The sequence below is a fragment of the Streptomyces sp. NPDC089919 genome, assembly GCF_040684615.1.
In the GTDB taxonomy this organism is placed as follows: Bacteria; Actinomycetota; Actinomycetes; order Streptomycetales; family Streptomycetaceae; genus Streptomyces.
In genome coordinates this window covers 1-15,719 of the sequence record NZ_JBFBGK010000092.1, presented here as the reverse complement: position 1 = coordinate 15,719, position 15,719 = coordinate 1, and the positions used below count along the sequence as shown (strand labels likewise).

Genomic DNA, 15,719 nt, shown 5'->3' with positions numbered 1-15,719 from the left:
GGCCCCGGCGGCCGCGGATGGGACCTCCGTCACCCCGCGCCGGGACCTGTGGCCCGCTGCCCGGCCAGCCAGTCCGCTACGGCTCCGGTGAGACTCGCCAGGACCTCCTCCTGGCCCAGCTCGGCCTTCTTGGGGACGGCGAAGCCGTGGTCCCCGAATGCCGCCTCCACCAGGTCGAAGGAGCCCTCGGGGAACTCCTCGGGACGTCCGAAGGGGTCCCGGCCGCCCTGCACGACGAGGGTCGGCACTCCGGTTCCGGTCAGCTCCGCGGCCCGGGACTTCTCCGGCTTGCCGGGCGGATGGAGCGGGAAGGCCAGCGCGAGGACGGCGACGGCGCCCAGCTCGCGGGCGGTGCGGCAGGCCACCCGCGCCCCGGCGCTGCGCCCGCCGGCCACCACCGGCAGCCCGGGCGCGGCCAGCGCCGGCCACACGGCCCGCCAGCCCTCGTCCAGCACCTTGGGAGCGGCCGCGACCTTCTTTCCAGCGACCCTCCAGGGTTGTTCGACCAGTGCGACCGTGATCCCGGCCGCCGGCAGGGCGGCGGCCAGCGCCTGGAGGTCGCGGGCCTCGATGCCGCCGCCAGCGCCGTGGCCCAGCGCGAGCACCAGGCGGGCGCCGGCCGCCGGGTGCCAGGTGATCCGGGCGGGGCCGGCCGGGGTGTCCACGGTCTGCGCCGACGGCGCGGCGGGGGTCTTCGTACGCGTCACGGCGCCATCCTGCCCGTCACCACAGCGTGCCCAGCTCAGGCGCGTCGAGTTCGGCCAGCAGCTCGGGCCCGTTGTTGCGGACGCTGCTGGCGGCGGTGGAGACGGGATAGGCCCGGAGCAGGCCGCCCGGCGGCGGTTCGAGCAGCCCGCGCAGCCGCTCGACTCCGGTGGTGCGCGGGTCCAGCCAGGCGTCCCAGCGGTCGGGGGTGAGCATCAGCGGCATCCGCGGGTGGATCTCGGCGAGCGAGCGCGGGCCCTCGGTACCGGCCCCGGCCAGCGGCGCGGTCTCCGCCTCGGTGGTGATCACCGAGCAGGTCACCCACCAGGCGGCCGGGTGCGCGTCGGGCAGGGTCCGGTCCCGCCAGAACTCGTAGATGCCGGCCATCGCGAAGACCGAGCCGTCGGCGGGGAGCACGAAGTACGGCTGCTTGCGGGCCCGCTTGCGCTTCCCCTCGACCTCCAGCTCCCGCTCGTCCCGGCCGGTGACCCACTCGTAGTAGCCGTCGGCGGGGATGATGCAGCGGCGCTGCATGAAGGGGTTCTTGAAGGACGGCTTCTCATGTATGGACTCGGCCCGGGCGTTGATCATCCGGGCGGCGCCCTCGGGGTTCTTGGCCCAGGACGGGACCAGGCCCCACTTCAGCACCCGCAGCTGGCGAACCGGCGTGGGGTCCTGCGCGTCTTTCAAGGGACGGTCGAGGACGACGTGGACCTCCTTGGTCGGGGCCACGTTGTAGTCGGGCGCCAGGGTCTCCGCCGGCTCCCACCGCTCGATCCCGAAGGCCTCCACCAGGTCCTCGGGCCGACGACTGGATGCATACCGTCCGCACATGGCTGCCACACTGCCATGACCCGGCACCCGTACGGCAAGGAGTCCGCCACCTGATGGACAGCACCCCTCTCGGCGGCCTGTGGGACCGGCTCACCGGCCTGCAGCCCGCGCCCGACCGGTGGCTGGTGGTGGTCACGGCCGTGATCGCGCTGGCCGTGGTCCTGCCCCGGCCGCTCTGGCGGATATCCCGCAACGCCATCACCATCGCCCACGAGGGCGGGCACGGCCTGGTGGCCGTGCTCTCCGGCCGCCGCCTCGACGGCATCCGGCTCCACTCGGACACCAGCGGGCTGACCGTCAGCCGGGGCCGGCCCAGCGGGATCGGGATGATCCTGACGGCCGCCGCGGGCTACACCGCGCCGCCGCTGCTGGGGCTGGGCGGCGCCTGGCTGCTCTCGGCGCACCGGATCACCCTGCTGCTGTGGGTGGCCACCGCGCTGCTGCTGGCGATGCTGGTGATGATCCGCAACGGCTACGGCGCGCTGACCGTGCTCCTCACCGGCGGCACCTTCCTGCTGGTCTCCTGGCTGGCCCCGGCCGACGTGCAGTCCCTCTTCGCGTACGGCGTCGTGTGGTTCCTGCTGCTGGGCGGGGTGCGGCCGGGCTTCGAGCTGGGCGCGAAGCGCCGGCACGGCGGGGCCCCCGACTCGGACGCCGACCAGCTGGGGCGGCTGACCCATGTGCACCCGGTCGTCTGGCTGCTCTTCTTCCACGCCGTCTCGCTCTGCTCGCTGACCGGCGGCGGGCGCTGGCTGCTCGGCCTCTGACCCACCCGCGACCGGCCGCTCCGGCCCGGCTCGACACCCGCCCTTCCACGCCCTGAGACGGGCCGGTCGCGGGCGGGGGTCCGGTGGAGGGAGCAACTAAAGTGAGGGCCATGACCGAGACCCCCGCTCCCCCCGCCCTCTGGCCCGCCCCGCTCGCGGACGGGCCCGTCCGTGCCACCGTCACCGTGCCGGGGTCCAAATCGGTCACCAACCGCGCCCTGGTGCTGGCCTCGCTGGCCGCCGAGCCCGGCTGGGTGCGCCGGCCGCTGCGCTCGCGCGACTCCCAGTTGATGTCGGACGCGCTGCGGGCGCTGGGCGTGGGCATCGAGGAGACCGTCTCCTCCAGCTCGGCCGCCGGCGCCAGCGGCGAGGCCTGGCGGGTCATCCCGGCCGGGCTGGCCGGCCCGGCCACCGTGGACGTGGGCAACGCGGGCACGGTCATGCGCTTCCTGCCGCCGGTGGCCGCCCTGGCGGACGGCCCGATCCGGTTCGACGGCGACCCGCGTTCGTACGAGCGGCCGCTGGGCCAGGTCATCACGGCGCTGCGCGCACTGGGCGCCCGGATCGACGACGAGGACCGCGGTGCGCTCCCGATGACCGTGCACGGCGCGGGCGCCCTGGAGGGCGGCACCGTCGAGATCGACGCCTCCTCCTCCTCGCAGTTCGTCTCCGCGCTGCTGCTCTCGGCGCCGCGCTTCAACCAGGGCGTCGAGGTCCGGCACGTGGGCGACACCCTGCCGTCGATGCCCCACATCCGCATGACCGTGGACATGCTGCGCGCCGCCGGCGCCCAGGTGGACACCCCGGAGTCGGGCGGCGAGAAGAACGTCTGGCGGGTCTCCCCCGGCGCGCTGCTCGGCCGCGACCTGGTGGTGGAGCCGGACCTGTCGAACGCCCAGCCGTTCCTGGCCGCCGCGCTGATCACCGGCGGCACCGTCACGATCCCCGACTGGCCGCGCCGCACCACCCAGCCCGGCGACGAGCTGCGCCGCATCTTCACGGAGATGGGCGGCTCCTGCGAGCTGACCGACGACGGCCTGGTCTTCACCGGCTCCGGCACGATCCACGGCATCGACGTGGACCTGAGCGAGGTGGGCGAGCTGACCCCGGGCATCGCGGCGGTGGCCGCGCTGGCCGACTCCGAGTCGGTGCTGCGGGGCGTGGCCCACCTGCGGCTGCACGAGACGGACCGGCTGGCCGCCCTCACCAAGGAGATCAACGAACTCGGCGGGGACGTCACCGAGACCGCCGACGGCCTGCACATCCGGCCGCGCCGCCTGCACGGCGGGGTGTTCCACACGTACGACGACCACCGGATGGCGACCGCCGGTGCGATCATCGGCCTGGCGGTGGCCGGGGTGCAGATCGAGAACGTCGCCACCACCGCCAAGACGCTGCCGGACTTCCCGCGGATGTGGGCCGACATGCTCGCGGGCTCGGGAGCCTGACGCGATGCGCCGGTACGGCAAGAACACCGACGAGGACGACATCCGGTCCCGCCCCAACCCCAAGGGCAACCGGCCCCGGACGAACATCCGGCCCAAGCACGAGGACGCGGCCGACGGCTTCGTCCTGACGGTCGACCGGGGCCGGCTGACCTGCCTGGTCGAGGACCGCCAGGTGCTGGCCATGAAGGCCCGGGAGCTGGGGCGCAAGGCGGCCGTGGTCGGGGACACCGTCTCCCTCGTCGGCGATCTGTCCGGCAAGAAGGACACGCTCGCCCGCATCGTGCGGATCGCCGAGCGCCGGTCGGTGCTGCGGCGCACGGCCGACGACGACGACCCGTACGAGCGCGTGGTGGTCGCCAACGCCCACCAGCTGGCGATCGTCACCGCGCTGGCGGACCCGGAGCCGCGGCCCCGGCTGATCGACCGCTGCCTGGTGGCCGCGTACGACGCGGGGCTCGAGCCGCTGCTGGTGCTGACCAAGTCGGACCTGGCACCGGCCGAGAAGATCCTGGAGACGTACGCCACGCTGGGCCTGGCCCACGTGGTGGTCAACCGGGAGGAGCTGGAGAACGGCGACGCGGCGGACCGGGTCCGGGAGCACCTGGACGGCCGGATCACCGCCTTCGTCGGCCACTCCGGCGTCGGCAAGACCACGCTCGTGAACTCCCTGGTGACCGAGGCCCGGCGGCGGGCCACCGGCCACGTGAACGCGGTGACCGGCCGGGGCCGGCACACCACCACCTCCGCGCTGGCGCTGCCGCTGCCCTCGGGCGACGGCTGGGTCATCGACACCCCGGGCGTGCGGTCCTTCGGGCTGCACCACGTCGACCCGTCCCGGGTGATCCTGGCCTTCCCGGACCTGGTCCCGGGTACCGAGGGCTGCCCGCGCGCGTGCAGCCACGACGAGCCGGACTGCGCACTGGACGAGTGGGTGGAGCAGGGCCACGCCGACCCGGCCCGCCTCTACTCCCTGCGCCGCCTGCTGGCCACCCGCGAACGCCGCGAGGGCGACTGACCGGCCCCCGGGATGTGCGGGCGGGGACCCGCGCATCCCGTGCCGCCCGCGCGGCGCTCCGGTGATCGACGTTTGCCGGGGGGTACGTCTGGTAAATGCATAATCGCACCAAGTGACGCGAAGCAGTCACCGAGTGCGGGGAGGCATGCATCATGGCGTGGCTGCTGGTCGTGGTCGCCGGGATCCTGGAGACCGGTTTCGCGGTCTGCCTCAAGCTGTCCCACGGTTTCACCCGGCTGTGGCCCACGGTCGCCTTCGCCTCCTTCGCCCTCGGCAGCTTCGGTCTGCTGACCCTGGCGCTGAAGAAGCTGGACGTCGGCCCGGCGTACGCCGTGTGGACCGGGATCGGGGCGGCCGGCACCGCCATCTACGGCATGGTCTTCCTCGGCGACCTGGTCTCCACCCTGAAGATCCTCTCGATCTCCCTGGTCATCCTGGGCGTCATCGGCCTCCAGCTCTCCGGTTCCGCTCACTGAGCCGCCGCTCCGCCGCCCCCAGCAGCTCCCCCAGCCCCGCCTCCGGCGGCTCCTCGCCCGGGACGAGCACGTACGACAGCGCCAGGCGCACGGCGAGCTCGCACCGGCGCGCGGTGGACTCCCCCGGCTCCAGGGCGGCCGTGGCGCGCTCCCGTACCGCCCGGGCCAGTTCCCCCGGCCCCGGCACCGCGGGTCCGGCCCGCCACCGCCCCGGTACGCCCGAGGGGGCGCGCGGGGGCGTACGGCAGGGGGCCGGCAGCCGCTGGTCCCAGCAGCCGGTGAGCAGTGCGCGTAAGAGCGGGTGCGTGCGGGCCGCCCGCACGGTCCACTCCGCCACCGCCACCAGCCGCTCGCGGCCGCCGGCCGGGCCTCCCAGCAGCCGGTCCACCCCGGCCAGGTACCAGTCGGTCTCGCGCCGCAGCAGGGCGTGGGCCAGGCCCTCCTTGCCGCCGAACTCGTTGTAGAGGGTCTGCCGGGAGACCCCGGCCGCGGCGGCCACCTCGACCATCCTGACGGTGGGCCAGGGGCGGGCCGCCAGGGCCAGTCCCGCGGCCTCGAGCAGGGCTTCGCGTGCTGTCGGCATGATCGCCTCCCCTTCCCCGGCCGCCGGCGGGGGGACCCGGCAGGCCACGGTCCCGGCCAGCGTTGACGGGCCGGGACGAGGTGTCAAGGGTCCCCGCGTGCCCGATGCCTGAGACGGCGGCGGGCGCGTGTGGTCGGCCGCCGGGGCGGGCCGATACTGTTTCGGCCATGCCCGTGTATGACGATGACCTGCGCCTTGCCCACCGCCTCGCGGACGCCGCCGACGAGGTCACCACGGCCCGTTTCCAGGCCCTGGACCTCAAGGTGGAGACCAAGCCGGACATGACCCCGGTGAGCGAGGCGGACACCGCCACCGAGACCGTGATCCGCCGGCTGCTGGCCGAGGCCCGGCCGCAGGACGCGATCCTCGGCGAGGAGTACGGCCTGGTCGGCGGGGGCCCCCGGCGCTGGGTGGTGGACCCGATCGACGGCACGAAGAACTACGTCCGGGGCGTGCCCGTCTGGGCCACCCTGATCTCCCTGATGGAGGCCGACGCGCAGGGCGTCTTCCGGCCGGTGGTGGGCGTGGTCTCGGCGCCCGCGCTGGGCCGCCGCTGGTGGGCCGCCGAGGGCTCGGGCGCCTTCGCGGGCGGCCCGCTGGCGGCGGAGCGCCGGATCGGGGTGTCCGAGGTCGGGGCGCTCTCCGACGCCTCCTTCGCGTACTCCTCGCTCAGCGGCTGGGAGGAGCAGGGCCGGCTGCCCGGCTTCCTGGAGCTGACCCGGGCCTGCTGGCGGACCCGCGGCTACGGCGACTTCTGGCCGTACATGATGGTCGCGGAGGGCTCCCTGGACCTGTGCGCGGAGCCGGAGCTGAACCTGTGGGACATGGCCGCCATCGCGGTGGTCGTCCAGGAGGCGGGCGGCCGGTTCACCAGCCTGGACGGGGTCGACGGGGTCGACGGCGGCAATGCGGCGGCCTCCAACGGCCTGCTCCACGACGAGCTGCTGGGGCACCTGAACGCCCGCTGAACCCCGAACCGGGCCGGTGCGCCGGGCGGCTGACGCCCCCGCGCACCGAGCGTGCCCTCTTGATGACGCTTCGCGGTCGTGGGAATCTGAAAATCCTCCGCTTGTGCGCTTGTGAAATCCTTCTCTAAGCGCCCGCCCGGGCGGGGGATCTCAACCCCAGGAGGTGGCTGACTCCATGCTCGTCCGCGACGCCATGAGCACCCTGATCCTCACCCTCGGACCCGCCCACACCCTCCGGCAGGCCGCCACGCTGATGTCCGGCCGCCGGGTCGGCGCGGCGGTCGTGCTCGACCCCGAGACCAGCGGCATCGGCATCCTGACCGAGCGCGACATCCTCAACTCGCTGGGCGCGGGCCATGATCCCGACCGCGAGACCGTCGCCGCCCACACCACCAACAACGTCGTCTTCTGCACCCCGGAGGCCACCGTCCTGGAGGCCGCCGAGGCCATGGCGCACGGCGGTTTCCGGCACCTGATCGTCCTGGAGGGAGGCGGCCCGGTGGGCATCGTCTCGGTCCGCGACGTGATCCGCTGCTGGGTCCCGGCCCGCCGTACCGTCCCCGCGTGAGACGCCGACGGGCCGGCACCCCGGAAGGGTGCCGGCCCGTCGCCCGCGGCAATGCGGTCGGATCAGCCGCGCAGGGCCGAGACCGCGGCCTCCAGCCGCTTGCCGAAGTCGGCGTCCGCCCGGCGGAAGTTGCCGATGGCGCGCTCGACGATGTCCTCGCGCGAGACCTTGGCGATGAAGCCCGCGAGGTTGTCGACCAGGCGACCCTGCTCGTCCTCGGACATCAGGCGGAAGAGGTTGCCCGCCTGCACGAAGTCGTCGTCCTCGGCGTGCACCGGGGCGGCCTGGTCGCCGGTGAGACCGGTGACCGCGGAGCCCACCCACAGCGGACGGCCGGTCTGCTGGGGACCGCCGAAGGAGTTGGGCTCGTAGTTCTTGGCGCCCGCGTGCCGGCCGTCGTAGAGGAAGCCGTCACGGGAGTTGGTCCGCGCCTCGGTGGCGTGCGGGCGGTTCACCGGCAGGTGGTCGGCGTTGATGCCGACGCGGTAGCGGTGCGCGTCGCCGTAGGCGAAGAGGCGGCCCTGGAGCATCTTGTCCGGGGACGGGCCGATGCCGGGCACGAAGTGCGCCGGGCTGAAGATCGACTGCTCGACCTCGGCGAAGACGTTCTGCGGGTTGCGGTTGAGCTCCAGCTTGCCGATCTCGATCGGCGGGTAGTCCTCGTGCGGCCACACCTTGGTGAGGTCGAACGGGTTGAAGCGGTAGGTCGCCGCCTCGGCCGCGGGCATGATCTGCACCTGCACGGTCCAGGTCGGGAACTCGCCGCGCTCGATGGACTGGCGCAGGTCGCGCTGGTGCGAGTCCGGGTCCTCGCCGGCGAGGGCGTTGGCCTCGGCCTGGGTGAGGTTCTTGATGCCCTGGTCGGTCTTGAAGTGGTACTTGACCCAGAAGACCTCGCCGGCCTCGTTGTTCCACTGGAAGGTGTGCGAGCCGTAGCCGTTCATGTGGCGGTACGAGGCGGGGATGCCCCGGTCGCCGAAGAGCCAGGTCACCTGGTGGGTGGACTCGGGCGACAGGCTCCAGAAGTCCCAGACGTTGTCCGCCTCCTGGGAGCCGGTGTACGGGTCGCGCTTCTGGGTGTGGATGAAGTCCGGGAACTTGATGGCGTCCTTGATGAAGAACACCGGGGTGTTGTTGCCGACGAGGTCGTAGTTGCCCTCTTCGGTGTAGAACTTCAGCGCCCAGCCGCGGGGGTCCCGGCGGGCGTCCGCACCGCCGAGGGAGTCCGCCACGGTGGAGAAGCGCAGGAAGGTCTCCGTCTGCTTGCCGACCTCGGAGAGGAACGCGGCGCGCGTGTACGGCGTGACGTCCGCGGTCACCGTGAAGGTGCCGTAGGCGCCGGCGCCGCGGGCGTGCACCACGCGCTCCGGGATGCGCTCGCGGTTGAAGTGGGCCAGCTTCTCGAGCAGCAGCTGGTCCTGGACCAGCACCGGGCCGCCGACGCCGGCCGTCTCGCTGTTCTGGTTGTCGGCGACCGGTGCCCCGGCCTCCGTCGTGAGCGGTCCCTGCGTCACGTGCGCCTCCTGCGTCGTCCTGCCGGTCCTGTCCCCGGCCGAGCCGTCTTGCTCCTTGGTCAATATCTGAACCGATCCTACAATGGACATTGTCTAAGCCAAGTAAGCATCCAAGTTCGTATCGGTTCGGGATCTACACCGGGTTCCCCCGCTGTTAGGCTGGCGTTTATGAGTGACCTGCTGGATCGGCTGCGCGGACGCGGCTGGCGCATGACGGCACAGCGACGCGTCGTGGCCGAAGTGCTCGACGGTGACCACGTGCACCTGACGGCCGACGAGGTGCACGCCCGTGCCGTGGCGAAGCTGCCCGAGATCTCCCGGGCCACCGTCTACAACACGCTCGGCGAACTGGTCTCCCTGGGCGAGATCCTGGAGGTCTCCACGGACCGCCGGGCCAAGCGCTACGACCCCAACGCCCACCGGCCGCACCAGCACCTGGTCTGCGCCGTGTGCGGCGCGATCCGGGACGTGCACCCGGCGGGCAACCCGCTGGCCGACCTCCCGGACAGCGAGCGCTTCGGCTTCGTGGTCTCCGACGTCGAGGTCACCTACCGCGGCGTCTGCCCGAACTGCGCCTGAGCCCCACCCCGACCCACCTGCCGAAGGGCCGCTCCCCCGGAGCGGCCCTTCGCCGTGTCCCGGGTGCCTGCGGGAACGACTGAGGGCCCGGATCCAAAAGGATCCGGGCCCTCAGTGCTGAGTAGCGGGGACAGGATTTGAACCTGCGACCTCTGGGTTATGAGCCCAGCGAGCTACCGAGCTGCTCCACCCCGCGTCGGTGAACCCAACACTACGGGACGGCTGCCGACAGGGCAAATCCATTCGGCGGGCCCGGCCCCGGGCCCGCCGACGGCTACGCCGTCAGCTCCTCGGCCAGCGCCGCGCTCAGCCGGGCCGCCCGCTCGCCCACCTCGGCCGGACCCAGCTCCACCGCCCGGGCGCACCACTTCTGCCCCTCGGTGAGGTCGCCGTGCCGGGCCGCCAGCAGGGCCAGCCGGAGCGCCGCCCGGCCGTGCCCGGCCACCGCGGCCCGGGTCCACCACAGGGCGGCCTCGGGCTCGCTGCCCTCCCGGGCCAGCAGCAGGCCCAGGTTGAACGCGCCGTTGCGGGAGCCCGCCTCGGCGGCCTCCCGGTACCAGCGGGCGGCCGCGCCCAGCTCGCCCCGGCCGGCCGCGAGCATCCCGACCCGCACCTGGGCCCGCCGGTGGCCCTGCTCGGCGGCGCGTTCGTACCACTCCTCGCTCTCGGTCCGCTCCGCGTGGCTCTCGCCGAGCGCGACCGGCTCCGGCGGCGGCTGCAGCGACTCCAGCAGCGAGGCCAGCCGGAAGGCCGCCTCCGCGCTGCCGCCGCCGGCGGCGCAGCGCAGGTGGCGCTCGGCCGCCCGCTCCTCACCGTCGCGGACCAGCGCGATGCCGACCTGGAGCGCCGCGTCGGTGTGGCCGGCCGCGGCGGCCCGCTCGTACCACTTCAGCGCGGAGCGGTCCTCGTCGCGGCTGGCGAAGAGGATGCCGAGGTTGAAGGCGGCGTCCACGCTGCCGGCCTCGGCGGCCTTGGAGAACCACGGCTCGGCCCCGGCCGCGTCCCCGGCCTGGAGCAGCAGGATGGCCAGGGCGTTGGCGGCCTCGCGGTGCCCGGCGTAGGCGGCCCGCCGGTACCACTGCTCGGCCTGCTGGATGCGGTCCTGCGCGGCGCAGAGCAGGCCGAGGTTGTACGCGCCGTTGTCGTCGCCCGCGTCCATGGCGGCGCGGTACCAGCGCTCGGCGGTCTGGGTCTCCCCCCGGGCGGCGTGCAGCGCGCCCAGGGCGTTGGCGGCATTGCCGTCGCCCTCGCCGGCGGCGCGCAGCCACCAGGAGGCGGCGCCTTCCTCGTCGCCCGCGTCGCGCAGCAGGAAGCCGAGCGCGCAGGCGGCCCGGGCCTCGCCCTGCTTGGCGGAGGTCAGGTACCAGCGGCCGGCCTCCTTGAGCTCGCCGCGCGCCTCCAGGAGCGTGCCGAGGTGCAGGGCGGCGCGGCGGTGCCCGCGGGCGGCGGCCTGCCGGTACCACTGCTCGGCCTCGGCCGGGTTCTTGGCGCGTAGATGCCGGGCCAGCCGGTAGGCGGCCTCGCGGTGGCCCTGCTCGGCGGCGGCCCGCAGCCAGGGCCCGGCGCCCGGGTCGCCGCGGTGCTCGAGCAGGTCGGCGAGGGCGTACGCGCCCAGGGCGTGGCCGGATTCCGCCGCCTGGCGGAGCCAGTACTCGGCGGCCGGCTCGTCGCCCCGCTCGCGGTAGTGACGGCCCAGGGCGTGCGCCGCGGGGGCCGAACCGGCCACCGCCGCCACCCGCCACCAGCCCGCGGCCTCGTCGGCGTACCCGCGCTGGAGCAGCAGGACGCCGAGGTTGTTGGCGGCGGCGCGGTCGCCCGCGGCGGTGGCGCCGCGCAGGTGCGGCTCGGCGCCGTCGAGGTCGCCGCGGCGCAGCAGCAGCGCCCCGAGCACGCTCATGGCGCCCGGGTCACCGCCCTCGGCGGCGGGGCGGTACCGGGCCTCGAGCTCGGCGTCCGAAACCGCTTCGTTGACGGCGTCGGCCAGCGCGGCCTCGGTGGCGGCGTCGGTCAGTACGCCGTCCCCCGACCCGGTCCCGGTCGTCTGCGTGCCGGTCGGCGCGGTACCGGGCGGTACGACGCCGGTCCGGCGGGCCTGTGTGTCCATCGCCTTCGCTTCGTCGGAATCCGCCCGCACAAACCGCCCTGTCTCCAGCAGAGTTGACCTGTCCCCCATAAATCCCATCGTCGCATCACCTGCAACCCGCGTACACCTGGTATGCCGCAGCCCGTGATGGTCGCCCCGCGGTTTTGTCGACATGCCCACAGAGAGACAAGTCAAACACGGTCCCGCCCCAACTCACCCCTACCGGGGGACACATCCGGAAACCGGCATATGACGGGTCACATGACGAAGGCCCGGATCCAAGGGATCCGGGCCTTCGTTCGCAGTAGCGGGGACAGGATTTGAACCTGCGACCTCTGGGTTATGAGCCCAGCGAGCTACCGAGCTGCTCCACCCCGCGTCGGTGAAACCACAGTATCACGGTGGCGGGGCGGTCCCCGACCGCGTTTCCGTGCGGGCGGCCGGGACCGCCCGCACGGAACGCGCTCGGACCTGCGACTACTGGCCCGGGGGCTTGGTCGCCGGCGGCTGGGTGGCCGCCTTGTTCTCGGCCTCGGAGGCCCGCTTCAGCGCGGCTTCGAGGTCGTCCTGGGCCTTGCCGTAGGCCGCCCAGTCGCCGGCCTTCATGGCGCTGTCGGCGGCTTCGAGGGCCTTGGTGGCGTCCGCCAGGGCCTGCTTGACCGTCGGGTTCTTGACCGGCGTGGAGGTGTCCGGCGGGTTGCCGGTGTCCTCGCCCGGCGGCTTGGTGGCCGGCTCCGCCCCGAAGGCGACGTTCAGCGCCTTCTCCAGGGTGTCCTCGAAGGCGATCCGGTCGCCGTAGGTCACCAGGACCTTCTTCAGCAGCGGGTACTTCAGGCCGCCGCCGCGGACGTACACCGGCTCGACGTAGAGCATGCCGCCGTCGAGCGGGACGGTGAGGAGGTTGCCGTACTCCACCTGCGAGTCGCCCCGGCTGAGGATGTTGATCTGCTGGGCGATCTCCGGTTTGGAGTTGAACTTCGCCTGCACCAGCTTGGGTCCGTCGACCGGGTTGGTCGTCGGCAGCTTGAGCAGTCTGATCCGGCCGTAGTCGGGGGTGCCCGGGTCGGCGTTGACCGCCATGAACGCGCTCAGGTTGTCGCGGCCGTTGGGGGTGAACGTCGAGGTGAGGGAGAAGTCCTGGGCCGAGCGGCCCGGCATCTTCATGGAGAGGTAGTACGGCGGGACGGCCGTGCCCTCCTTGGTGGTCGGGTCCTTGGGGACCGACCACACCTCGCTGCCGCTGAGGAAGGTCTGCGGGTCCGAGACGTGGTACCGGGTCAGCAGCTCGCGCTGGACCTTGAAGAGGTCCTGCGGGTAGCGCAGGTGCGCCAGCAGGCCCTGCGGGATGTCGGCCCGCTTCTCGACCGTGCCCGGGAACGCCTTCATCCAGGTCTTGAGGACCGGGTCCTTGGTGTCCCACTGGTAGAGCTTGACCGTGCCGTCGTACGCGTCGACCGTGGCCTTGACCGAGTTCCGGATGTAGTTGACCCGGTTCTCCTGCGCGACCACGGCGCGCTGCGAGTTGGTCAGCGAGTCGGCGGTGCTCTCGCCCAGGGTGGTGCGCGAGGCGTAGGGGTAGCCGTTGGTGGTGGTGTAGGCGTCGACGATCCACTGGATGCGGCCGTCGATGACCGCCGGGTAGGCGGCGCCGTCGATGGTCAGCCAGGGGGCGACCGCCTCCACGCGCTCCTTGGGCGTGCGGTTGTACAGGATCCGCGAGCCCTCTCCGATGGCGCCGGAGTAGAGGATCTGCGGCTCGCTGAAGGCCAGCGCGTACGCGGCGCGGTTGAGCGGGTTGTCGAGGTTGACCCCGCTCTTGCCCTCGTAGCGGGTCTCCTTCTCGCCCTTGTCGTCGGCGTAGTCGAGCTCCAGCTGGGGGCCGCCGACGATGGAGTACTGCTTGGTCTCCTCGCCGTAGTAGATCCGCTGCTGGTACGCGCCGAGCGTGCCCTTGGAGGGCAGGCCGGACTCGGTGAAGACGGGGGTGCCGTCGGGGGTGACCTCGGTGCCCTTGGCCGCCACCACGCCGTAGCCGTGCGTGTAGCGGAAGTGGTCGTTGATCCAGTTGTTCTTCGGGATGCCCTGGAGGTTCAGCTCGCGCAGCCCGATGACGGTGTCCTGGCCCTTGTACCGGTCGACCGCGAGGGTGGACGGGAAGCCGTAGTAGCCCTTGTTCTGCTGGAGCTGCTGGAAGGCCGGGGAGACGATGTTCGGGTCGAGCAGCCGGATGCTGGCGGCGCTGTTCGCGTCGCCCCGGAGCTTGTCCTTGTCATCGGTGTTCGGCTGCCCGGAGTACCCGGTGACCTCGGTGTCGTCGATGCCGTAGGCCTCGCGGGTCGCCTTGATGTTCTTCTGGACGTACGGCGACTCCTTGGCCTGCTCGTTCGGCTGGACCTGGAACTTCTGCACGATCGCCGGGTAGAGCCCGCCGATCAGGATCGCCGAGAGCACCATCAGGCCGAAGCCGATCACCGGCAGCTGCCAGGTCCGCCGCCACAGGGTGGCGAAGAACAGCGCGGCGCAGATCGCGGCGATGCAGAAGAGGATCGTCTTGGCCGGCAGGTACGCCTGGGCGTCGACGAACCGCAGACCGGTCCAGTTGTCGGCGGCCTTGAAGTCGCTGGACTTGACCGCCAGGCCGTACCGGTCGAGCCAGTACGCGACGGCCTTGAGCGAGACGAAGAGGCCGAGCAGCACCGAGAGGTGGCCGGTGGCCGCCGCCGTGGCGCGGGCGCCGGGGCTGGTCAGCCGCAGGCCGCCGTACAGGTAGTGGGCGGCGGCCGCGGCGATCAGCGAGAGCACGATCGCGGCGAAGCCGAAGCCCAGCAGGAAGCGGTACCAGGGCAGGTCGAACGCGTAGAACGACACGTCCAGCCCGAACTGCGGGTCCTTCTTGTCGAAGGACACGCCGTTGACGTACATCAGCCAGGTCCGCCACTGGCCGGCGGCCGAGGCGCCGGCGATCAGGCCCACCAGCGCCGCGATGGCCGTCAGCAGCCACTTCTTGAACGGGGCGATGCCCATCCGGTAGCGGTCGAGGCTCTGCTGCTCCATCGACATCGCGCTGAGCGGCGGCCGCAGCCGGTGCGCCAGCCAGATGTTGAAGCCCACCGCCAGGGCCATCAGCAGGCCGAAGACGGCGAACAGGCCGATCTTGGTCCACAGGGTGGTGGTGAAGACCGTCGAGTACTTCACGGACCGGTACCAGAGCCAGTCCGTCCAGAAGCCCGCGAACATGACGAAGGCCATGCCCAGGACGGCGAGGACGCCCAGTGTCATCAGCAGGGTCCGGGCGCGCCGGGAGGGGCGGCCGACTCTGATCCGTGGCCCCGAAGGGCCTCCGCCGCGGTCCGGCATCTGGAAAGCCAAGGTGCGCACCTCGAAGTCGCTGGGTCGGGTCGAGCGGGCCCCCGATCGTAGAGCCCACTCCTGCAACTTACTGAGGCTTTAGTCAGTTCCCGGTATCGCGGTGAAAGGAGGCAGGATGTTGCCCATGTCCAACGTTTCCCCCTCCGGCACCCCCATGGCGGCCAGCCCGCTGACCCGTGCCGTCCTCGAGATCGACGAATACGCCGCCGGCCTCGGCTGGGACCAGCCGGCCCGGCTGTTCGCCCTGGTCGACACCGCCAAGCTGCGCGTCCAGGAGCCGGGGCTGGCCGCCCAGCTCGGGCTCGACGCCACCGACAGCGGCGCGGCCACCCTGACCCCCGTCCTCCAGGACGAGCTGCCGGCCGGCACCGCCCTGGACGAGTTCCTGGGCACCATCGCCTGGCCCGGCGCGGTGACCGGCTGCGCGCTGTCCCTGGAGCGGCTGATGCTGCCGCCGTCCGCGGAGGCCTCCGTACCGGAGGGGCTGGGCGAGAAGCAGCTGGCCGCGTGGGTGGCGCAGCACCCGGAGCGGCAGGAGGTGCGGATGACCGTGGCGGTGCTGCGGGACGGCGCGCGCGAGTCGGCGATCCGGCTGAAGGACAAGGACTCGGCGAGCGAGGTGCTGACCGGCGCGGACCTGGTGCCGGGGCTGGCCGAGGCGCTGGCCGCGACCTTCGCGGAGTAGCCGTCCCCTCATGGGAGACGGCGGGGCCCCCGGACCGGCTGGTGACCGACTACTCCTCGCTGATGTGCGACATGACGCTGACCGGCCGGCCGGTGCTGCTGCACGCCCCCGACCTGGAGGACTAC

15 protein-coding genes and 2 tRNA genes are annotated in these 15,719 nt (G+C 72.8%); 9 read left to right on the top strand and 8 right to left on the bottom strand.

Annotation, left to right across the window (positions count from 1 at the left end):
* Positions 1 to 29 precede the first annotated feature (29 nt).
* Complete coding sequence (locus AB0O40_RS28970) at positions 30 to 707, bottom strand: alpha/beta family hydrolase (protein WP_365047853.1); 678 nt, start codon at positions 705 to 707, stop codon at positions 30 to 32.
* A gap of 16 nt (positions 708 to 723) precedes the next feature.
* Positions 724 to 1,539, bottom strand: a complete 816-nt coding sequence (locus tag AB0O40_RS28965) for an SOS response-associated peptidase (RefSeq protein ID WP_365047851.1) — start codon at positions 1,537 to 1,539, stop codon at positions 724 to 726.
* A gap of 53 nt (positions 1,540 to 1,592) precedes the next feature.
* On the opposite strand from AB0O40_RS28965, the gene AB0O40_RS28960 reads away from it, so the two are divergent.
* From AB0O40_RS28960 to AB0O40_RS28945, 4 genes are all read left to right on the top strand, one after another.
* Positions 1,593 to 2,306 (top strand): M50 family metallopeptidase, encoded by a 714-nt coding sequence (locus AB0O40_RS28960; protein WP_365047849.1) that lies wholly within the window; start codon positions 1,593 to 1,595, stop codon positions 2,304 to 2,306.
* 110 nt (positions 2,307 to 2,416) lie between these two features.
* Positions 2,417 to 3,754 (top strand): 3-phosphoshikimate 1-carboxyvinyltransferase, encoded by a 1,338-nt coding sequence (aroA, locus tag AB0O40_RS28955; protein ID WP_365047847.1) that lies wholly within the window; start codon positions 2,417 to 2,419, stop codon positions 3,752 to 3,754.
* 4 nt (positions 3,755 to 3,758) lie between these two features.
* Positions 3,759 to 4,769 carry a ribosome small subunit-dependent GTPase A gene (rsgA, locus tag AB0O40_RS28950; RefSeq protein ID WP_365047846.1) on the top strand — a complete coding sequence of 337 codons (1,011 nt, stop codon included), beginning with the start codon at positions 3,759 to 3,761 and terminating at the stop codon, positions 4,767 to 4,769.
* Between the two features lie 152 nt (positions 4,770 to 4,921).
* Complete coding sequence (locus tag AB0O40_RS28945) at positions 4,922 to 5,245, top strand: multidrug efflux SMR transporter (RefSeq protein ID WP_365047844.1); 324 nt, start codon at positions 4,922 to 4,924, stop codon at positions 5,243 to 5,245.
* On the opposite strand, the gene AB0O40_RS28940 is transcribed toward AB0O40_RS28945, so the two are convergent.
* Positions 5,211 to 5,828 (bottom strand): TetR/AcrR family transcriptional regulator, encoded by a 618-nt coding sequence (locus tag AB0O40_RS28940; RefSeq protein WP_365047842.1) that lies wholly within the window; start codon positions 5,826 to 5,828, stop codon positions 5,211 to 5,213. The two genes, AB0O40_RS28945 and AB0O40_RS28940, sit on opposite strands and share 35 nt — an antisense overlap.
* A gap of 167 nt (positions 5,829 to 5,995) precedes the next feature.
* On the opposite strand from AB0O40_RS28940, the gene hisN reads away from it, so the two are divergent.
* Both hisN and AB0O40_RS28930 read left to right on the top strand, forming a co-directional pair.
* Complete coding sequence (hisN, locus tag AB0O40_RS28935; RefSeq protein WP_365047840.1) at positions 5,996 to 6,796, top strand: histidinol-phosphatase; 801 nt, start codon at positions 5,996 to 5,998, stop codon at positions 6,794 to 6,796.
* Between the two features lie 175 nt (positions 6,797 to 6,971).
* Positions 6,972 to 7,364, top strand: coding sequence for a CBS domain-containing protein (locus AB0O40_RS28930; protein ID WP_365047838.1), 393 nt, complete (start codon positions 6,972 to 6,974; stop codon positions 7,362 to 7,364).
* A gap of 62 nt (positions 7,365 to 7,426) precedes the next feature.
* On the opposite strand, the gene AB0O40_RS28925 is transcribed toward AB0O40_RS28930, so the two are convergent.
* Positions 7,427 to 8,878 (bottom strand): catalase, encoded by a 1,452-nt coding sequence (locus AB0O40_RS28925; protein WP_365047836.1) that lies wholly within the window; start codon positions 8,876 to 8,878, stop codon positions 7,427 to 7,429.
* 168 nt (positions 8,879 to 9,046) lie between these two features.
* Here AB0O40_RS28925 and AB0O40_RS28920 point away from each other — a divergent pair, with 168 nt between their 5' ends.
* On the top strand, positions 9,047 to 9,457 hold the full coding sequence (locus AB0O40_RS28920) for a Fur family transcriptional regulator (RefSeq protein ID WP_365047834.1): 411 nt from the start codon (positions 9,047 to 9,049) through the stop codon (positions 9,455 to 9,457).
* A 122-nt stretch (positions 9,458 to 9,579) separates the two neighbouring features.
* On the opposite strand, the gene AB0O40_RS28915 is transcribed toward AB0O40_RS28920, so the two are convergent.
* The 4 genes from AB0O40_RS28915 to AB0O40_RS28900 all read right to left on the bottom strand — a co-directional run bounded on the left by AB0O40_RS28915 (position 9,580) and on the right by AB0O40_RS28900 (position 14,897).
* Positions 9,580 to 9,653 (bottom strand) — tRNA-Met (locus AB0O40_RS28915).
* A 78-nt stretch (positions 9,654 to 9,731) separates the two neighbouring features.
* Complete coding sequence (locus AB0O40_RS28910) at positions 9,732 to 11,639, bottom strand: tetratricopeptide repeat protein (RefSeq protein WP_365047832.1); 1,908 nt, start codon at positions 11,637 to 11,639, stop codon at positions 9,732 to 9,734.
* Positions 11,640 to 11,845: 206 nt separating this feature from the next.
* Positions 11,846 to 11,919 (bottom strand) — tRNA-Met (locus AB0O40_RS28905).
* A gap of 98 nt (positions 11,920 to 12,017) precedes the next feature.
* Entirely contained in the window at positions 12,018 to 14,897 is a 2,880-nt protein-coding gene (locus tag AB0O40_RS28900; protein ID WP_365047884.1) for a UPF0182 family protein, read from the bottom strand.
* Between the two features lie 127 nt (positions 14,898 to 15,024).
* On the opposite strand from AB0O40_RS28900, the gene AB0O40_RS28895 reads away from it, so the two are divergent.
* Entirely contained in the window at positions 15,025 to 15,594 is a 570-nt protein-coding gene (locus AB0O40_RS28895) for a PPA1309 family protein (protein ID WP_365047830.1), read from the top strand.
* Between the two features lie 41 nt (positions 15,595 to 15,635).
* The coding region (locus tag AB0O40_RS28890) for a CDP-glycerol glycerophosphotransferase family protein (RefSeq protein ID WP_365047882.1) at positions 15,636 to 15,719 on the top strand (84 nt) is incomplete at its 3' end.